Annotated in this window: 13 protein-coding genes, 1 pseudogene and 1 riboswitch; of the genes and pseudogenes, 2 read left to right on the top strand and 12 right to left on the bottom strand. The window is 69.2% G+C overall.

All coding sequences use genetic code 11. The annotated features are described in order from the left end of the window. Nucleotides 1-26: 26 nt before the first annotated feature. The 3 genes from ASE34_RS16915 to ASE34_RS18235 form a co-directional block, all read right to left on the bottom strand. Nucleotides 27-824 carry an energy-coupling factor transporter transmembrane component T family protein gene (locus tag ASE34_RS16915; RefSeq protein ID WP_056280476.1) on the bottom strand — a complete coding sequence of 266 codons (798 nt, stop codon included), beginning with the start codon at nucleotides 822-824 and terminating at the stop codon, nucleotides 27-29. Then, nucleotides 821-2,281, bottom strand: coding sequence for an ABC transporter ATP-binding protein (locus tag ASE34_RS16910; protein ID WP_235567526.1), 1,461 nt, complete (start codon nucleotides 2,279-2,281; stop codon nucleotides 821-823). Before ASE34_RS16910 ends, ASE34_RS16915 begins: the two co-directional genes overlap by 4 nt. Continuing rightward, nucleotides 2,278-2,934 carry an ECF transporter S component gene (locus tag ASE34_RS18235; protein WP_053097984.1) on the bottom strand — a complete coding sequence of 219 codons (657 nt, stop codon included), beginning with the start codon at nucleotides 2,932-2,934 and terminating at the stop codon, nucleotides 2,278-2,280. Before ASE34_RS18235 ends, ASE34_RS16910 begins: the two co-directional genes overlap by 4 nt. Continuing rightward, nucleotides 2,928-3,037, bottom strand: a riboswitch (TPP riboswitch). Its footprint overlaps the gene before it by 7 nt. An 83-nt stretch (nucleotides 3,038-3,120) precedes the next feature. On the opposite strand from ASE34_RS18235, the gene ASE34_RS16900 reads away from it, so the two are divergent. After that, complete coding sequence (locus ASE34_RS16900) at nucleotides 3,121-4,584, top strand: D-alanyl-D-alanine carboxypeptidase family protein (protein WP_056280473.1); 1,464 nt, start codon at nucleotides 3,121-3,123, stop codon at nucleotides 4,582-4,584. Between the two features lie 132 nt (nucleotides 4,585-4,716). Here the strand turns inward: ASE34_RS16900 and ASE34_RS16895 are convergent, their stop codons facing one another. The 3 genes from ASE34_RS16895 to ASE34_RS16885 all read right to left on the bottom strand — a co-directional run bounded on the left by ASE34_RS16895 (nucleotide 4,717) and on the right by ASE34_RS16885 (nucleotide 9,949). After that, complete coding sequence (locus tag ASE34_RS16895; RefSeq protein ID WP_056280470.1) at nucleotides 4,717-6,963, bottom strand: ABC transporter ATP-binding protein; 2,247 nt, start codon at nucleotides 6,961-6,963, stop codon at nucleotides 4,717-4,719. After that, the gene (locus tag ASE34_RS16890; RefSeq protein ID WP_056280467.1) at nucleotides 6,960-8,687 is read right to left on the bottom strand and encodes an ABC transporter ATP-binding protein; all 1,728 of its coding nucleotides are present in this window, start codon (nucleotides 8,685-8,687) and stop codon (nucleotides 6,960-6,962) included. The genes ASE34_RS16895 and ASE34_RS16890 overlap by 4 nt, the downstream gene beginning before the upstream one ends. A 200-nt stretch (nucleotides 8,688-8,887) precedes the next feature. Then, nucleotides 8,888-9,949: an enoyl-CoA hydratase/isomerase family protein gene (locus tag ASE34_RS16885; RefSeq protein ID WP_056280465.1), complete on the bottom strand. Its 1,062-nt coding sequence runs from the start codon at nucleotides 9,947-9,949 to the stop codon at nucleotides 8,888-8,890. Between the two features lie 121 nt (nucleotides 9,950-10,070). Between ASE34_RS16885 and ASE34_RS18060 the strand changes: the two genes are divergently transcribed. Further along, nucleotides 10,071-11,855 carry an ATP-binding cassette domain-containing protein gene (locus ASE34_RS18060; protein WP_235567525.1) on the top strand — a complete coding sequence of 595 codons (1,785 nt, stop codon included), beginning with the start codon at nucleotides 10,071-10,073 and terminating at the stop codon, nucleotides 11,853-11,855. On the opposite strand, the pseudogene ASE34_RS18375 reads toward ASE34_RS18060, so the two are convergent. From ASE34_RS18375 to hemC, 6 genes and pseudogenes are all read right to left on the bottom strand, one after another. Further along, nucleotides 11,794-11,928: pseudogene (locus tag ASE34_RS18375) on the bottom strand (hypothetical protein); the annotation flags it as partial. The gene ASE34_RS18060 and the pseudogene ASE34_RS18375 overlap by 62 nt on opposite strands. Further along, nucleotides 11,925-12,374: a hypothetical protein gene (locus ASE34_RS16875; protein ID WP_053097989.1), complete on the bottom strand. Its 450-nt coding sequence runs from the start codon at nucleotides 12,372-12,374 to the stop codon at nucleotides 11,925-11,927. The gene ASE34_RS16875 and the pseudogene ASE34_RS18375, both read right to left, overlap by 4 nt. Nucleotides 12,375-12,747: 373 nt before the next feature. Then, nucleotides 12,748-14,076: a glutamate-1-semialdehyde 2,1-aminomutase gene (gene hemL, locus ASE34_RS16870; RefSeq protein ID WP_056280461.1), complete on the bottom strand. Its 1,329-nt coding sequence runs from the start codon at nucleotides 14,074-14,076 to the stop codon at nucleotides 12,748-12,750. 111 nt (nucleotides 14,077-14,187) lie between these two features. Beyond that, nucleotides 14,188-15,165 (bottom strand): porphobilinogen synthase, encoded by a 978-nt coding sequence (gene hemB, locus ASE34_RS16865; RefSeq protein WP_053097991.1) that lies wholly within the window; start codon nucleotides 15,163-15,165, stop codon nucleotides 14,188-14,190. After that, nucleotides 15,162-15,953, bottom strand: a complete 792-nt coding sequence (locus tag ASE34_RS16860; protein ID WP_053097992.1) for a uroporphyrinogen-III synthase — start codon at nucleotides 15,951-15,953, stop codon at nucleotides 15,162-15,164. Before ASE34_RS16860 ends, hemB begins: the two co-directional genes overlap by 4 nt. Next, nucleotides 15,950-16,966 (bottom strand): hydroxymethylbilane synthase, encoded by a 1,017-nt coding sequence (gene hemC / locus ASE34_RS16855; protein WP_056280459.1) that lies wholly within the window; start codon nucleotides 16,964-16,966, stop codon nucleotides 15,950-15,952. Before hemC ends, ASE34_RS16860 begins: the two co-directional genes overlap by 4 nt. Nucleotides 16,967-16,969 lie beyond the last annotated feature (3 nt).

The following is a 16,969-nucleotide window of genomic DNA, read 5'->3' as shown; positions in this document are numbered from 1 at the left end:
GGCGGCGATGTCAGGTCGTGGGCTCGTCAGGCGGTCGGGCCGAGGATGAAGTTCCACGCACCCGTGAGCACCGCCGCCGCGATCGCCACCGCCGGGATCACCGCCGCGACGATGACCAGCGCCGTGTCGCGTCGGTCCCACCTCGACTCCCGCGCCCACGAACGCGGTGCCGCACCGCCGAAGCCGCGAGCCTCCATGGCCGTCGCCAGCGACGATCCACGACGGATCGCCAGCACGAACAGCGCGAACGCCATGCCGAGCGCACGACGGACCCGCCCCTCGTCGGCCACCCCGCGCGCACGCCGTGCGAGAGACAGCGCCCGCCAGTCGTCGACGAGCAGTCCCAGCATCCGCATCCCCGCGAGCGCGCCGACGACGAATCGCGCCGGAAGCCTCACCCGCTGCGCCAGGTCGTCGGCGAGGTCGGTGGGGTCGACCGTGATGAAGAGCACCACCGCGGGGAGTCCGATCGCGAGCACGCGCACGGCGGTCGCCGCAGCGAGCGCGAGCGACCCGTCACTGATGCGCATGACGAGCCACTCGACATGCACGGTGCCGCTGGTCGCGCCGTAGAGAGCGATCGTGACCGCGCTGAGCGGCGCCGCGATCCACAGCACCGCGGTGCGGGTCCAGAACTCCTTCGCGCGCAGGCCTGCGAGCACGAGCAGAGGGATCTCGAGCAGCAGGGCGACGGATGCCGACACCACGTCAATCGTCAGCACGAGGGGCAGGGCGATGAGAAGCGCCGCGATGAGTTTCGCGAGGGCCGAGCGCGGGGCGATCGGACCGGATCGTTCGACGCGGGCGGTCAGCGGATCGATCATCGTCCCACCTCGATGCGCCGAGCGTGCAGAGCCTCGAGCACGGCCTCGTCATGACTGATCGCCACGATCGCCGTGCCCTCGTCGCGCAGACGTGCGATCAGGCCGACGAGTTCGGCCCAGGTCGTCGCATCCTGCCCGAAGGTGGGCTCGTCGAGCACCAGCATCCGGGGTCGCGTGGCGAGGGCGGCGGCGACCGTGAGCCGCCGCTTCTCTCCGCCCGACAGGGTGTAGGGATTGGCTGCGGCGAGCGAGGTGAGCCGCAGTCTTTCGAGCAGGTCGTCGACTCGGGAGGCGATCTCGGCGTCCGGCAGCTTCAGCGCCCGCGGCCCGACCGACAGCTCGTCGCGCACGGTCTTGGCGAGCAGCTGGTGCTCGGGCGTCTGCATGACCGACGCGATGCGCGTGAGCAGGGCGCGCGACGACCAGTGGATGGGATCGGGCTTCTCTCCGGCGGCGAGGGGCGGCAGAGCGGCGACCCGACCTTCTTCGGCCGGAATCAATCCCGCGAGCGTGAGCCCGAGCGTCGATTTGCCTGCGCCGTTCGCGCCGGTGACCCCGAGCACCTCTCCGGCGCGCACATCGACGTCGAACGGACCGGCGACGGCGAGCCCGCGCCTGCGAGACACAGTGAGACCGCGGGCCTCCAGCAGCGTCACTCCCGGCCGCTGCGCCGGTGCGGGCGGGACGGCGGGCGGGTGCCCGGGAACCCAGACACCGGATGCCGCGAGCTCCGCGCCCCGAGCGCCGAGGACCGCGTCCGGGCTGCCGTCGGCGAGCACGACCGTTCCATCCGGCTCGGCGCCGAGCACGATCACCCGGGTCACGAGCGGCAGCCAGATGTCGATGCGATGCTCGATGACCACGAGGGTCGCACTCGTCGCATCGAGGGCGGCGGCCACGGCATCCCGTACGTCCCGCACCCCCTCGGGGTCGAGGTTCGCCGTCGGTTCGTCGAGCAGGATGGCACCCGGTCGCATCGCGAGCACGCCGGCGAGGGCGAGGCGCTGCTTCTGGCCGCCCGACAGCGCGGCCGTGGATCGATCGAGGGCGACGTCGAGCTCTACGGCGTCCAGCGCCGCGCGCACCCGCTGCCAGATCTCGTCTCGGGGTACGCCGAGGTTCTCGCAGCCGAAGGCGACGTCGTCGCCGACCCTCGCGAGGATCGTCTGCGTATCGGGATCCTGCAGGACCATCCCGACCCGTCCCCGGGCATCGGTGGGCGGCACGCCGTCGACGAGCAGCGCACCGTGCGTCTCGCCCTCATCCGCACCGCCGAGCACCCCACCGAACCCCTGGAGCAGCGTCGACTTGCCCGAGCCGGAGGCGCCGAGCAGCAGCACCCGCTCCCCCGGCTCGATGCGCAGGTCGACGTCGCGCACCGCCCAGCGCCGTCGCGTCGCGTACCGCCACCCCCAGCCACGGGCTTCGAGGGTGGCGGGCGTCGTGAGCGAGCTCACACCCGTGCGGTGACCTCGCGGCCGGCGGCGAACCGGCTGAGGGCGCCCGTGGCGGCGAGGCCTCGTGCGATCAACCACGCCCCGAGTCCGGCGATGACCGCGCCCGAAATGGTCGTCGAGACGATGTAGACGCTCGTGAAGAGCGTGTCGGCGCCGGCGTACCAGAGGATGCGGTCGTTGATGCCGCAGGCGAGACCCGCACCGGCACCAGCCAGCATCGCGACAGGCAGCCGCCAGACGCCGTACAGGAAGATCAGGAACACCAGCTCTGCGCCGAGACCCTGCACAAGGCCCGAGACGATCGTGAGCGGGCCCCACGCGTTGCCGACGAGTGCTGAGATGATCGCGGCGACCAGCTCGGTGTACAGAGCGGCGCCGGGCTTGCGGATGATCAGACCGCCGAGCACGCCGGCGATCAGCCAGGGGCCGGCGAGCAGGCCCTGCACACCGGGGAGCAGCGGCGTCAGGATGCTGCTCGGCACCTCGTAGCCGACGTTCCAGAGCAGGAAGATCATCGCGCATGCGACGGCGATGACACTCGCCACGACGATGTCGACGACCCGCCAGCGCCAGAGCTGCGGGCGACCGAGGCCCGTCGACGACTGCGTGGCCGATGCCGATCCCGTGGTGGATCCGGACGTGGATGTACTCATCTGTGACTCCTCCCTGCGCTGGCATGACCCAGATCAGGTTCGACGGTCGAAGCGCGATTCGCTCCCTCTCAGCCCGGCTCGCCGGACTCCCGTGGTTGTACCCACGATCTTACCCAGAGGCGACACCCCGCGTCCTCTCCCGCTGCAGCGACACGGATCCCCGCACGAGTTCGGTACCGTGAGGAGGTGACCGCTCCCGATTCCGCCGAGGCCACCGCCTCCACCGTTCCTGCGGATGACGACGTCTCTGCGATCTTCACCCCTGAGGCGACTCCCCCCGCGCAGTGGGCGGAGGAAGACAGCGGCGGCACTCCCCTGACGTGGGTCGACCCGGTCGACGTGGCCCAGCACCCGGCGACCGACGCGCTCGACGACGCGCCGGCCGTGGAGAGCGCAGGTGCGCTGCTGACCGGAGCGCACCTGCGCCCGGCGATCGCCCGGCCCGGCGTGCTGGTGCCGCTCGGCGTCCTCGTCGGCTTGCTCGGCACCTACGCCGGATCGGCCATGCTGTGGCCGTTGCACGAGGTCGCGCCGACGGTTCAGGCCGTCGAACTCGCCCCCGTCGCGGCGCCCGCCGCCGCGATCACCTTCCCTGCCCAGGGAAGCGCTGCCGTGGGGATCGGCGGCATCGGCACGACGTCGTCGTCGCTCGACGCTGCGGCGATCGCAAGCGTCACCAAGGTCGTCTCGAGCTTGATGGTGCTCGAGCGGATGCCCCTCGCCGTGGGCGAGCAGGGCCCCGAGTTCTCGTTCACGCGGGCCGACAACCTGGCCTACTGGGACTACCGCCGCTCCGACCAGTCCGCGCTCGACGTGCCCGTGGGGGGCACTCTCACCGAGTTCCAGCTCCTCCAGGGAACGCTGCTCGGATCGGCCAACAACTACATCGACCGGCTCTCCGCGGAGATCTGGGGTTCCCCGTCGTCGTTCACCGCCGCAGCAGCTGTGTGGCTGCGCGACCGTGGTCTCGACGACATCACGATCATCACTCCGTCGGGCTTCGACGACCGCAACCGGGCCACACCCGAGTCGCTCGTCGCGTTGGCCCAGATCGCGATGCAGAACCCCGTCTTCGCCGGCATCGTCGGAACTCCGTCGGTCGATCTTCCGGGTGCGGGCACGGTGGTGAACACGAACGGGATGCTGGCGGACCCCGGCGTCGTCGGCGTCAAGACCGGCACGCTCGGCGACAGCTGGAACCTGTTGACCGCGAAGGTCGTCACCGTCGACGACACGACTGTGCATCTGTACGCGTCGGTTCTCGGTCAGGCCGACGACGCGCAGCGCCTCACGGAGACCCGTTCGCTGTTCACGCAGGTCGAGACGGCGCTGGAGCAGCAGACTCCCGCCGTCGCCGAGGGCACGGTCGTCGGCACCGTCACCACGGCGTGGGGCGCGAGCACCGATGTCGTGACGGATGCGGATGCCGATGTGGTTCTGTGGAACGGCGCCGTCGCCGAGGCCTCGACGGACTTCTCACTCGGCGACAGCCGCGAAGCGGGCGACGAGGTCGGCACGATGACGAGCGTCGGGCCGTTGAACACGGTGACGACGTCGCTGTCGCTCGCCGACGATGTCGATGCCCCGAGCCCGTGGTGGCGGCTGACCCACCCCCTCGAACTCCTCGGCATCACGGCCGACCAGCGCTGACGCGTCGTCCCTCCAGCGAAAGCCCGACGGACGCAGAACGCCTCGCCGCCCGGGATTCGGGAGGCGAGGCGTTCTGTCACTTCAGGGGCTCTGTCGCTTCAGGCGCTCTGGCGCTTCAGGCGCTCTGGCGCTTCAGGCGCGTGAGGAGCCTCCGGCATCCGGCCGTTCGACCACTGCCTGCGCGGCCGCTGCCTCGGCAGCGGGAGTCTGCGCCCCCACCGAGACGCCGACCTGTGCCGACGCAGCCGCGTCTTCGGCGTCGCCGCTCATGACGACCGGAGTCGAGCCGGTGAGCGCGTCCTCTGCGTCGATGTCGGTCGCCGCCTGTTCGAACTGCGACTGGTAGAGGCGCCAGTAGGCGCCCTGCGCGGCGATGAGCTCGTCGTGCGTGCCCTTCTCGACGATGTCTCCGTGCTCCATCACGAGGATGAGGTCGGCATCGCGGATGGTCGACAGGCGGTGCGCGATCACGAACGAGGTGCGTCCCTGTCGAAGCGCCGCCATCGCGTGCTGCAGCAGCAGCTCGGTGCGGGTGTCGACCGCCGACGTGGCCTCATCGAGGATCAGGATCGACGGCTGGGCCACGAACGCTCGCGCGATCGTGATCAGCTGACGCTCGCCCGCCGAGACGTTCGACGCGTCTTCGTCGAGCACGGTGTCGTAGCCCTCGGGGAGGGCATGCACGAAGCGATCCACATAGGTCGCCTTCGCCGCTTCGAGAACCTCGTCGTCGGTCGCGGTCGAGCGTCCGTACCGGATGTTCTCGCGGATGCTCCCGGCGAACAGCCACGGGTCCTGCAGGACCATGCCGGTGCGAGAGCGCAGCTGGTCACGCGTGACCTCGGAGATGTCCTGACCGTCGAGCAGGATGCGCCCGCCGTTCAGTTCGTAGAACCGCATGATGAGGTTGACGAGAGTGGTCTTGCCCGCTCCCGTCGGACCGACGATCGCGACCGTCTGACCGGGCTCGACCCGGAACGAGAGGTCGGTGATCAGCGGACGGTCGGGAGTGTACGAGAACGCGACGTTCTCGAACTCCACGACGCCCTTGCCGTCGGCGAGCTTCGGAGCATCCGCGTCGTCCGCTTCCTGCTCTTCGGTGTCGAGGAGCTCGAACACCCGCTCGGCCGATGCCGTGCCGGACTGCACGACGGCCGCCATCCCACCGAGCTCGGACAGCGGCTGCGTGAACTGCTGCGAGTACTGGATGAACGCCTGCACGTCTCCGAGACGCAGCTGCCCGTTGGCGACCATGAGACCGCCGAGCACCGCGATGCCCACGTAGGTGAGGCTGCCGACGAAGGTCATCGCCGGCATGATGATGCCGGAGAGGAACTGCGCCTTGAAGCTGGCCTGGAACAGCTCCTCGTTCTCGCCCTGGAACTTCTCCAGCGCGTCCTGCTCGCGACCGAAGACCTTGACCAGCGCGTGACCGGAGAAGGCCTCTTCGACGCGAGCGTTCAGACGGCCGACCTTGCGCCACTGCGTGCCGAAGGCCTTCTGCGAGCGAGGGCCGATGACGCCGAAGATCACACCCATGAGCGGGAGCGCCACGAGCGCGACGAGAGCGAGCTGCCAGGAGATCGAGAACATCAGGACCAGCACGCCCACGACCGTGAGTACGGCCGTGATCGCGCCGGACAGCGACTGCTGCATGGTCTGGGTGATGTTGTCGATGTCGTTCGTCACGCGCGAGATCAGATCACCGCGCTGCACCTTGTCGAAGTACGACAGGGGCAGACGGTTGATCTTCGCCTCGACCTGCTCGCGCAGACGCCACATGGTGCGGACCATGATGACGTTGATGACGTAACCCTGGATCCAGCTGAGGAAGGCGGCGGTGACATAGATCGCCAGCACGGCGATGATGATCCACCGCAGCGCGTCGAAGTCGACACCGTCACCGACACGGAAGGCGCCGAGGGCCTCGACCTGGTTGGCGAAGTCGTCCTGCCCTCCCTGGCGGAGTGCCGCGACGACATCGTCCTGCGGAGTGCCGGCGGGGAACCCGGGGAAGTCCCCGTTCGCCTGCGCGAGCTGCACGGAGATGAAGCCCTTGTAGATGAGGTTCGTGGCCTCACCGAGCACCTTCGGCGCCGCGACCGTGAGCACGACGCCGACGGCGCCGGCGATCGACACCAGGATGAACCAGACGGCCGACGGCTTGAGCAGCCCGATCATCCGGCTGAAGCTCTTGCCGAAGTTGTCGGCCTTTCCGGGAGCGACGCTGTCCCAGCCGCCGCCGTCCTGGCGCGCCTTCTCGGCGAGCTCGGCCTCGTACTTCTCTTCGTCTGTCAGCTCCGGCTCGACCGCAGGGGTCGTGTCCGCCGCCTTGGCCGCGCGACCGCGGCGGGTCCGGGGAGCGTCCTGCTCGCTCATGCGTCCACCCCCAGCTGCGATTCGACGATCTCTCGGTAGGTCGTGCTGGTCTCGAGAAGCTCCTCGTGCGTGCCGACGCCGACCATGGTGCCCCCTTCGAGGACGACGATGCGGTCCGCATCGGTGATGGATGAGACGCGCTGCGCGACCACGATCTTGGTCACGTGCGGCAGTTCACGCCACAGCGCCTGCCTCAGTCGGGCGTCGGTGGTGAGGTCGAGCGCGGAGAACGAGTCGTCGAAGACCAGGATCTGCGGCTGACGGACGATCGCGCGGGCGATCGCCAGGCGCTGACGCTGACCGCCCGAGACGTTGGTGCCGCCCTGGGTGATCCTCGAGTCGAGCCCCTGGGGCATCTCCTCGACGAAGTCGCGTCCCTGAGCGATCTCCAGCGCATGCCAGAGCTCTTCGTCGGTCGCGTCCTCGCGGCCGTACCGGAGGTTCGAGGCCACGGTTCCGGTGAAGAGGAACGGACGCTGCGGAACGAGGCCGATGGTCGCCCACAGCGACTCGACGTCGGCATCGCGCACATCGGCGCCGCCGACGAAGACGGCTCCGCCGGAGACGTCGAAGAGTCGTGGGATCAACGACACGAGGGTCGTCTTGCCGGCACCGGTCGATCCGACGATCGCCACCGTCTCGCCGGGCTCGGCCGCGAAGCTGATGCCCTTGAGAACGGGAGAGTCGGCGCCCGGGTAGGTGAACTCGACGCCGTCGAAGGCGACCGAACCGGGTGTCGGGAAGTCGGTCACGCCGTCGGCCGGCCGCACCATGCTCGACTGCGTCTCGAGCACCTCGCCGATGCGCTCGGCCGACACTGCCGCGCGCGGGATCATGATCGCCATGAAGCTGGCCATGATGACGCCGCCCATGATCTGGCCGATGTACTGCATGAAGGCGAAGATCGTGCCGACCTGCACCGTGCCGCTGTTGACCTCGATGCCGCCGAACCACACGACCGCCACGATCGTGACGTTGAGGATGAGCATGAACAGCGGGAACAGCAGGACGAACAGCGAGCCGACCTTGCGGCCGACCACCATGATGTCGGTGTTGGCACCGCGGAAGCGCTCTTCTTCGATGCCCTCTCGGACGAAGGCACGGACCACGCGCACGCCGGTGAGCTGCTCGCGCAGCACGCGGTTCACGGTGTCGAGCTTTCCCTGATAGCTGCGGAACAGCGGAACCATGCGGCTGACGACGAGACCGGCGACGATCAGCAGCAGCGGGACGGACACGGCGATGAGCCAGCTCAGGCCGATGTTCGTCTGCACGGCGAAGATGATGCCGCCGATCGCGAGCAGCGGCGCGGTGACGAGCATCGTCGCGCCCATCATCGCGAGCATCTGCACCTGCTGCACGTCGTTCGTGTTGCGCGTGATGAGCGAGCCGGCGCCGAACTGCGACACCTCTCGCTCGGAGAATCCGCTGACCTTGGCGAAGACGTCGGCACGGATGTCGCGCCCCGCACCCATCGACGCGCGAGCCGCGAAGTAGGTCGCGATGACCGACGCGATGATCTGGCCGAGCGAGACGGCGAGCATGAAGAGCCCGGTGCGCCAGATGTAGGCGGTGTCGGACTGGGCCACGCCCTTGTTGATGATGTCTTCGTTCAGGCGCGGGAGGTAGAGGGTGGCCAGAGCGCTGGCGAATTGGAACACCAGCACGGCGACGAGCAGCCACTTATAGCGGGCGAGATAACGGAGGAGGATTTTTCCCAGCACAGGCGGACTTTCTAGGAAGGATGAATCGGCGGATCTCCCGACGGGCGGACGCAGGCCGACGATCGCGCACATGCAAGGGTGGCACGAACTCCGGACATTCGTATCCCCCTGTGGGCGGACCTTCGCTCACAGCGAACCATTTCGGGCGCGGCCAGCGGTTTATGCACCGCGGCGAACAACCGCGGATATATCGAAATGCTCTAGAAGAGGGGGTCTTCGGGCGTGAAGTGTCGAGCGTCGGCGCCGGGGTCTGCAGGCAGTTCGGAGATCGTCGCCGGGTTCCACTTCGGATTGCGGTCCTTGTCGATCAGCTGCGCCCGGATCCCCTCCACGAGGTCGGGATGCCGCAGGACGAACCACATGACGCGGCGGTACTCACCCTCCAGGGCGGCACGCAGGTTCGGCAGCGCACGTGCTTCCCGCACGGCGTCGAGCGTGACGGCCAGCCCGGTGGGCGCCAGGCTCTCGAGCAGATCCGCGGTCGCCGCGGCATCCGGGGCCTCGTCCGCGCGCAGCCGCGACACGATCTCCGCGACCGTGTCGGCGGAGAACGCGTGGTCGATCCATCCCCGAGAGGCCGGAAGCGTCGAGGGATCGGGAGTCTCGTCGAACAGCAGCACGATCTCGGCCGGACCTGTCGGATCGGCACGATACGCGAGCGCCTCGCGCAGCGCGTCGAGGCGATCGGAGGGCACGAAATGGTCGGCGAAGCCGAGCAGCACGGCATCCGCTCCGTTCATCGACGCCCCCGTGAGCCCGAAGTACTCGCCGAACCGCCCAGGAGCGCGTGACAGCAGCCACGTGCCGCCCACGTCGGGAGTGAAGCCGATCCGCGTCTCCGGCATCGCGAGCTTCGACCGCTCGGTCACGATGCGGATGGCCGCGTGGCCCGACAGTCCGACGCCTCCGCCCATCGTGATGCCGTCGGCGACGGTGACCACGGGCTTCGAGTACTCGGCGATCATCGCGTTCAGCGCGTACTCCGCGCGGAAGAACTCCGCCGTCTCATCGGATCGGCCCTCCACGATCTGCGCGTGCAGTCCCCGCACATCGCCGCCGGCGCACATGCCTCGGTCGCCTTCGCCGTCGATCAGCACGATCTGCACATCGGTGTCGTACCGCCACCGCTCCAGCGTGCGCGTGATCTCCTGCACCATGCCGAAGTCGAGCGCGTTGATCGCTTCCGGTCGGTTCAGGGTCAGCCTGCCGAGGGCTCCCTCGGTACGGACGAGGACCCGGGAAGCGGCGCTGGATTCGGTCACGATTGCCAGGCTACCCGGTGGATTGAGCCTTGCATCCGGCCGTGTCTGTACGGTAAATGCACGATCCGGCGGCTTTTCCGGCAGGATAGACAGAACTGCCCACTGCAACGAGAGGTCGCAGATGCCCGACGGACAGGTGCTCGAGTTCACGCACGTCACGAAGCGGTTCAACGACGTGACGGCGGTGTCCGACTTCTCCGCGCGGGTCGAGCCCGGCGTCGTGACCGCTTTCCTCGGCCCGAACGGTGCCGGAAAGACCACCACGCTGCGCATCCTCCTCGGTCAGGTGCGCGCCACGAGCGGCACCGCCACGATCGGCGGAGTCGCACATCCTGAACTGCGTCACCCGCTGCGCACCATCGGCTCCGTCCTCGAGGAGACCGCCTACCGCCCGCGGCGTTCGGCAGCCCGCCAGCTGACCATCGCGGCCAAGGCCAACGGCATCCCGCTCTCGCGTGTCGACGAGGTCCTCTCTCTGGTCGGGCTCGAGCACGAAGCGGAAGGACGCATCGGCAGCTTCTCGCTCGGGATGCGGCAGCGGCTGAGCGTCGCGCACGCGCTGCTGGGCGACCCTGGCGCGCTCGTCTTCGACGAGCCGGCGAACGGGCTCGACCCCGAGGGCATCCGGTGGATCCGACTCCTCCTGCGCCGGCTCGCCGATGAGGGCCGCACGGTTCTCGTCTCCTCACACGTGCTGAGCGAGATCGAGCAGGTCGCAGACCACGTGCTCGTGCTCTCGAAGGGCCAGCTGGTCCTCTCGAGCGGCATCGAGAAGTTGGCCGACCCGTCCGCCGGATCCGTGGTCGTCGACGCCGAAGATCGCGCGGCCTTGAAGGCGGCGCTCTCGGCCGCCGGCCTCGAGGTCGAGGTGCTCCGCTCGGGTCTCACGGTCCGCGGCAGCAATGCCGGCGCCGTCGGCGCCATCGCCGCATCGGCCGGCATCGCTCTGGCGACCCTGGTGCAGCGCGGCCCGACGCTCGAAGACGTCTTCATCGAGCTCGTGCGCGGCGGGAGACTCGCCCCGCAGGCCATCACGGCTGCACCGGTCATCGAGTCGGAGACGCCGGTCGCGGATGCGACGGCGCCGCTCGCGGCGGTCCCTGCTGCGTCCGACGCTCAGGACGTGTCCGGTCCGAGTGCCCCCGATTCTGCTGCGTCCGATGCCGACGCGTCCGAAGCCGACTCGTCCGATTCCGACTCGTCCGATTCCGACGCCGAACGCGCGGAGGCCGATGCGGCCGACGTCGAGGCTGACGCCGCCGCGGATGCAGCGGATGCGGCTCGCGACATCGAGTACGCCGCGGCGGAGCTCGGCTACGCAGCGGACGCCTCGGATGCGAACGACGCCGAGGATGCGGCTGATGTGGCCTCCGACGCCGCGCATGCGGGCGGTGACGAGGTCTCCGGCGACGACGACTCGACGGGGGAATCGACCGAGCACGAGACCCCGGCCGAGGAGCAGCCTCAGCCCTCCTTCGACGACATCCTCTTCGGCACGACCCCTGTCGATGCTCCCACCGATCCCGATGTGCCCTCGGCGGCCGAGAGCGGCGCGGAGGAGCACTCCGGCGTCGAGTTCTTCGGCGAGGCGCACGACTCCGAAGACGCGTCGGAGTCGTCGGATGACGTCGCCGCGCCGTCTGACGATGACCCCCGATCCGCGGCCGTCACCTCGATGCTCGCTGCAGCAGCGCGCGCGTACTACGAGGACGAGCCGAAGGACTATCCGCTCGGAGACGCCGACGCATCAGCCGACGCGCAGGCAGCGTCGGATGCCGAAGGCGAGCACCACGAGGGCGAGCACCACGAAGGTGAGCACCACGAAGGTGAGCACCACGAAGGTGAGCACCACGAAGGTGAGCACCACGAAGGTGAGCACCACGAAGGTGAGCACGACCGCTCCTGAGGTCGCTCCCCCATTGCGAACGCCCTCCGCGCCATAAGGCTGCGGAGGGCGTTTCCCGTTCCGTGACGGTCAGGCGGGACGCGGGCGGATCACTGGGCGGCGGCTGCCCTTCGAGACCGGCGTGGGCGACGTCGCCACGATCTCCTCGACGTCCGCCGGCTCATCCGACACATCGAGTCGGAGCGCTTGGGTCAGGGCGAGGCCGTGCCTCGTCGTGAGGATCAGTCGCCGGTACTGCGCATCCCCGGAGAGATCGATGACCACGCTGGGACGACGTTTGCGGATGAGGACGAAGTCGACGCTGCCTGCGGCCTTCCACGTGCCCGCGGCGAGCACTCCGGGGATGTGCGTCCCCGGGTTCGGCACGCCACGCAACCAGGTCCACGCATCATCGATGAGCTGGACCTTGGTGATGGTGTCGCGCACGAGCCGCACGTTGTCCCGGTGGAAGCTCGCCGCACGCTCGATCGGCGAGAGCACGATCTCGAGTTGCGTCTGGTCCAGCAGCAACGTCACCATGCGTCCAGTCTGCCAGCGGCACCCTTCCAGATGTCTGTGTCTTGTTCACAGGAAGGCAACGATCCGTTGTCGGTTCCCACGATTCCACCCCTTTTCCATTCCGATGTTTCGCTCGACTTTCGAACAAATCTACTAGATTCGGAACATGACATTCGCCACCGACGCCGGCCTCGAGCAGCGTGCGGAGCTGCTCGACTCCTGGGTCGAGAAGCGGCGGCAGATCGCGGCTGGAGGACGAACAGCCGGTCGCATCGCTCAGGGCAGCATCGAGTATGCCTCCACGGATGCTGCTTTCCTCGAGCGGGGCCACCCGCGCGTCCTGGAGGCCTTCCGCGAGGGAGCCGTCACGGCGGCTGGGGGGGGTCAGCTCCGCTCAGGCAGTCGCGGCGGCATCAGCTGCGGCGCGCGCAGCCACGGGCAGAGCTGCCTCGATGCGCTGCAGCTCTTCCTCACCGTGAGCGGCGGTGAGGAACCACGCCTCGAACACGCTCGGAGGGAGCGCCACGCCCTGCTCGCGCATCGCATGGAAAAACGGGGCGTACCGGAACGACTCCTGCGCCTGAGCCTCGGTGTAGTCGCGAGGTGCAGATCCGCGGAAGGAGGCGCTGAAGAGGTTGCCGGCATGGGCGACGGCGTGGGTCGCACCGGCCTCCGTGAGCGCCTCATCCAGGGCGCGGGAGACTCGCGCTGCGGCCGCGTCGACGGTCGCGTACACCTCCTGCATGGCGAGGCGCAGCGTCGCGAGACCCGCAGCGACCGACAGCGGGTTACCCGACAGCGTGCCCGCCTGGTAGACGGGTCCCAGAGGAGCGAGAAGGTCCATGATCTCCGCACGGCCTCCGAGCGCAGCCAGCGGCATCCCTCCGCCGACGACCTTGCCGAAGGTGATGATGTCGGGCAGATAGTCCTCACCGGCGGCCGCCTGGAGCCCCCAGAAGCCCGCCGGGTGCACGCGGAAGCCCGTCAGCACCTCGTCGAGGATCAGCAGGGCGCCATGCGCGTGAGCGGTCTCGGCGAGCAGGCGGTTGAACCCCGGCAGCGGCGGAACGACACCCATGTTCGCCGCTGCGGCCTCGACGATCACCGCTGCGATGCGCGGGCCGTGCTCGGCGAACACAGCTGCGAGAGCGTCGGGATCGTTGTAGTCGATCACCAGCGTCTGAGCCGCGATGGGCGCAGGCACACCCGCGGAACCCGGAAGCGCGAGCGTCGCGACACCGGAGCCCGCCGCGGCGAGCAGACCGTCGGAGTGCCCGTGATAGTGCCCGGCGAACTTCACCAGCAGGTCGCGTCCCGTGGCGCCGCGGGCGAGGCGGATCGCCGTCATGGTCGCTTCGGTTCCGGTCGACACGAGCCGCACCCGCTCCACCGGCCGAACCTCCCCGAACCGCACGCGGTCGGCGATCAGCTGAGCGAGCTCGACTTCGCCCTCCGTGGGAGCGCCGAACGAAAGGCCTCGGGTGGCCGCTTCCTGCACGGCGGCGACGACCTCCGGCTGCGCGTGGCCGAGCAGCGCCGGCCCCCAGGATGCCACGAGGTCGACGTAGCGGTTGCCTGCGGCATCCGTCACCGTCGCGCCGCTCGCCGAGGCGAGGAAGCGCGGCGTGCCGCCGACCGAGCCGTACGCGCGCACCGGCGAGTTCACCCCTCCGGGGATCACCGTGCGGGCAGCGGAGAACAGGTCGTCATTGCGGTCGGTCACAGCACACTCCTCAACGATGCGCGGACCTCTCCCGGCATCCCATCCAGGCTAATGCGCCGACCTGAGGGCGGGACTCAGATCGACGGGGCTCTCAGCGAAGGCGTGCGCGACTCAGCCGCGCAGCCAGCGGGCGGCCTCGGTCGCCCAGTAGGTCAGGACGACGTCAGCACCCGCACGGCGGATCGAGAGCAGCGACTCGAGGACCGATGCACGACGATCGATCCAGCCGTTCGCAGCGGCCGCCTCGATCATCGCGTACTCGCCGGAGACCTGATATGCCCACACAGGAATGTGGACGGTGTCGCGCACCTCCCGCAGCACATCGAGGAACGCCATCGCCGGCTTCACCATGACGATGTCGGCGCCTTCCTCCTCGTCGACGACGGCCTCGCGCACACCCTCGCGACGATTGCCCGGGTCGAGCTGATAGGTACGACGGTCGCCCGTGAGCTGCGAGTCGACGGCTTCACGGAACGGGCCGTAGAACGCGCTCGCGTACTTGGCGGCATACGCGAGCAGCAGCACGTCGGTGTAGCCGTCCGAGTCGAGCGCCTCGCGGATGACCGCGACCTGGCCGTCCATCATCCCCGACAGACCGAGCAGCTGCGAGCCGGCGCGCGCCTGCGAGAGCGCCATGGAGGCGTACCGCTCGAGGGTCGCATCGTTGTCGACCGACCCGTCAGCTGCGAGAACGCCGCAGTGACCGTGATCGGTGAACTCGTCGAGGCAGAGATCCGTCTGCACCACGAGTGCATCGCCCACCTCGGCGGCCAGCGCCTCGGTCGCGACATTGAGGATCCCCTGGGGGTCGTCGGCGCCCGAGCCCTGAGCGTCGCGCACGGCGGGCACGCCGAACAGCATCACACCGCCGACACCCGCCTCGGCAGCCTCGGTCGCGGCGGCCCGCAGAGAGTCGAGCGAATGCTGCGCGACCCCCGGCATCGATCCGATGGGCGCGGCCTCGGTGAGTCCCTCGCGAACGAACAGTGGAAGCACCAGCTGACGGGGCTCGATCGAGGTCTCGCGCACCAGTCCACGGACTGCAGCAGACTGGCGGAGGCGGCGCAGTCGTACGTCGGGAAAGCTCACGGTGCCAACTCGTCCGCCGCATGCGGGAGGGTGTAGCTCGACACCGCGTCGATCAGCGCGTCCACAGTCTGACGGTCGGCGACGACGGTGATCGGCAGACCTGCCCGATCGGCATCCTTCGCGGTGCGCGGACCGATGGCCGCCAGCAGCGTGTCGTCCGGGATCAGCGGGAACTGCTCGCGCACCTGCTCGGCGACCGAACCGCTCGTGATCAGGATCGCGTTGATCCGTCCGTTCTCGACATCACGCTTGATGCGCTCCGTGACCGGGACGCCGACCGTGCGATATGCCACAACGCTGTCGACATCGTGACCGGCCTCCTGCAGGAGGACGCTGAGCACGGGCTTCGCGATCTCGCTGCGCAGCGCCAGGATGCGACGAGGCTCGGTCTCGAGGGCGATGAGCTGCTCGGCCATGCCCGCTGCCGAATTGTCTTCGTCCGGCACCATCGCGACTTCGTAGCCGACCGCCTGCAGGGCGGCGGCGGTCGTCTCGCCGACGGCCGCGATCTTCGTGCGGCGCGGGACGATCGCGCGGTGCGCGAACATCACGTCGACGGTCGTCGCACTCGTCACCGTCAGCCAGTCGTACTCTCCATCCGCGAGCCGGGTGAGAGCGACGTCGAGGGCTGCCTGGTCGGTGGTGGCGGCGAAATTGATCAGCGGTGCCACGACGGGCACCGCGCCACGGGAGCGCAGACTGGCGGCGACACCGTCGCCCCACGGCCCTCCGCGGGGTACGAGGATGCGCCAGCCGTCCAGCGGTCGGTCCTGCTTCGAATTGGTCATGATGAGGAATGCTCTCGGGAGACGAGGTCGGCCGCCCCTTGCTCGAGCAGCCGATGGGCGACAGACAACCCGATCTCGCGTGCTGCGTGCATCGGGTCTGCACCACCGGCAGCATCCGCTCCATTGCCGCTGCCGTTCCGACGAATATACTCCCCGTTCACGGCTTCGGTGACGTCGAGGCCGATACGGCGCCCACCGTCGGTGGCGTAGACGACTGTCCTGATGCGGATCTCGTCGCCCTCGACGACCGCATGTGCGGCCATCGGCGCCTGGCATCCGGCATCCAGCCCCTCGAGAACGGCACGCTCTACGGTCACCGCCAGACGCGTGTCGAAGTCGTCGAGCTCGGCGAGCGCGGCGAGCAGCTCTGCGGGGGCATCCGTGCGCGTCTCCACCGCGAGCGATCCCTGCCCCGGCGCTGTCGGCCATTCGGAGAGGCCCAGCTCTTCGCGGCGCAGCGGGGAGTCCGTGCCGAGGCGCGACAGACCGGCCGCAGCCAGGATCACCGCATCCAACTCGCCGGAGGCGACCCGCTGCAGACGAGAATCGACGTTGCCCCGGATGTCCACGACCTCCGCGTGCGGAGCCCTCCGGTGCACCTGCGCGATGCGCCGGGGGGATCCCGTGCCGACCTTGCTGCCGGAACGGAGCTGGTGCAGCGGTGTGCCGCCGCGAGTGATCGCGACGTCGCGCGCGTCCTCACGCACCGGGGTCGCTGCGATGACGAGACCGTCGGGGATCGCGGTGGGAAGGTCCTTGAGCGAATGCACGAGGAAGTCGCACTCGCCGGCGAGCAGTGCCTCTCGCAGACGCGTGGCGAAGATGCCCTGACCGCCGATCTCCGACAGCGACGCACGATTCGTGTCGCCCTCGCTGGTGATCGGTACGAGCTCGACGGGGCGCCCCGAGATCTTCTCGAGCGCGGCGGCGACGTGCCCCGACTGCGCCTGGGCGAGCGCGCTGCGGCGGGTGCCCAATCGGATCGGGGAGGAGGTCTGACTTTGAGTGTTCATCGT

The organism is Microbacterium sp. Root280D1, from assembly GCF_001428975.1.
GTDB lineage: Bacteria > Actinomycetota > Actinomycetes > Actinomycetales > Microbacteriaceae > Microbacterium.
Note: the sequence above shows the minus strand (reverse complement) of the source record. Positions and strands in the feature narration are given on the sequence as shown.